The sequence below is a fragment of the Cedecea sp. B1(4) genome, from assembly GCF_059414925.1.
This window is the reverse complement of the sequence record NZ_JCAHMZ010000212.1, coordinates 1-665: the sequence shown is the minus strand read 5'-3', so window position 1 is coordinate 665 and position 665 is coordinate 1. Positions and strand designations below refer to the sequence as shown.

Here is a 665-nt window from a genome sequence, read left to right as displayed (position 1 = left end):
GCCCCGGATCAGCGCTTCTTCCGTGGGGCAGTCCATGTTCTCGATGTGATAGACGGCAACCGCCACCCCGGTAGTGGCGCTGGTCTGTGTTTCTGATTTGAGAACGGGAGCATCAGCACAACCGTACCCGCTTGATCCGCAACTCATAGCAATTCCTCGGCGTCGTCATTCGTTCAAATGCATTAAAATCCCTATAGTGGCTATAGGGTCAAGCATTGGAGGACCAGCATGGAAATCAGGATCGGCGAACTGGCGCAGCGCACGGGATGCGAGGTCGTGACCATTCGTTACTACGAAAAGGAAGGGCTATTGCCTGAGCCGGCGCGAAGCAGCGGGAACTATCGGCTGTACGGCGAGGAGCAAGTCAAGCGCATGCAGTTCATTCGCCACTGCCGTTCGCTGGACATGTCGCTGGGCGAGATTCGGACCTTACTGAACCTGTGGGACAGCCCCACCCAGGATTGCGGAATTGTGATTGCCCTGCTGGATGACCATATCCGGCTGGTGGTGGCGCGGGTCGAGGCGTTGTTGCAGCTACGGCTGCATTTGACGGCCTTGCGTGAAAAGTGCGCCGGCGCACGACCCGTCGAGGCGTGCGGCATTCTTCAAGGGCTCGTGAATTGTTCTTGCCATACCGTCAGCACCCGATACGAGGCCAGCGCTGG

Annotated in this window: 1 protein-coding gene; it reads left to right on the top strand. The window is 58.3% G+C overall.

Annotated elements, in window-relative coordinates; genetic code table 11:
- Nucleotides 1-228: 228 nt before the first annotated feature.
- Nucleotides 229-665 (top strand): Cd(II)/Pb(II)-responsive transcriptional regulator (gene cadR / locus ACR6JA_RS22660; RefSeq protein WP_494599706.1); only part of this gene is annotated, 437 nt, incomplete at its 3' end.